This window comes from Nonomuraea mesophila (assembly GCF_004352805.1).
Classification (GTDB): Bacteria; Actinomycetota; Actinomycetes; order Streptosporangiales; family Streptosporangiaceae; genus Nonomuraea; species Nonomuraea longispora.
Genome location: NZ_SMLD01000384.1, coordinates 1 through 1,134 on the forward strand (window position 1 = coordinate 1; position 1,134 = coordinate 1,134).

Annotated in this window: 1 pseudogene; it reads right to left on the minus strand. The window is 68.6% G+C overall.

Annotated elements, in window-relative coordinates:
• A pseudogene (locus E1295_RS48175) lies at positions 1–1,134 on the minus strand (IS30 family transposase); the annotation flags it as partial.

Below are 1,134 nucleotides of genomic sequence, written 5' to 3' on the forward strand. Positions count from 1 at the left end.
TTCGGGGCCTGGTGTTGAGCGCGAACGCAACAGCCGCCAACTCCTCGGCATCCCAGCGTGACAGGTCAGTGCCCTTGGGAAAGTACTGCCGCAGCAGGCCGTTGGTGTTCTCGTTGGTGCCACGCTGCCAAGGGCTATGAGGGTCGGCGAAATAGACCAGCAAGCCGGTGTCGATACGCAGTTGGGCATGCTGCGCCAGCTCCGTTCCCCGGTCCCACGTCAGCGAGCGACGTAGCTGCTCGGGCAACCCGATGATCTCTTTGGTGATCGCGTCCCGCACGGCTTCGGCGCCACGACCGGCCAGCGCCGGGCCGTTCTTCACGCGTTCCTGCGTGCCGAAGCCCTCCATCCGGGGCAGGTGCAACAGCAGGGTGAACCGCGTCGTGCGCTCCACCAGGGTGCCGATCGCCGACCTGCCGGTGCCGATGATGAGGTCACCCTCCCAGTGGCCCGGAACCGCACGGTCCTCGGCCTCGGCGGGCCGCTCGCTGATCAGCACCTCGGGGGTCACGTGGCCGCCGGCCTTCTTCCTGGCGCGGGCCCGCGGCACCCCGCAGCGCACGCCCGGTGCGCAGGCACGCGACCAGCTCCCGCTTGAGCGCTCCACGCCCCTGGATGAACAGGGCCTGGTAGATCGCCTCGTGTGAGATCCGCATGGTGTCGTCCTCGGGGAAATCGACCTTCAGCCGCTGAGAGATCTGTTCTGGGCTCCACGATGTCGTCCAGCGGCGGTCCTGACGGTGGGGCTTGTTCCGTCCCTTCCAGGGCGCAGTCTGCGGCCCCGCCACCAGCGTGCCGTCCGGGTGGCGGACCTGTCCCGCCAGCCGCTGCTGCACATACTCGCGCAGCTGCTGGTTAGCCGCCAGTTTGGCGATCTTCGGCCGACGAGCTCGGCGCTCGGCGTGCCATTGCGCGACCGTTGCTCGATAGTCCACGTCATACGTCCGCGTCGAGGCGTTGCGCCGGATCTCGCGGGAGATCGTCGATGGCGAGCGCCCCAGGCGCCGCGCGATCTCGCGCACGCCGAGCTTCTGGGCACGACATAACGCGATCTCTTCCCGCTCCGCGAACGACAGGTAACGGCCCGACACCGTCGGGGCAAGGCATGGTCCCACCCCGCCAGCCTGGCGAAAC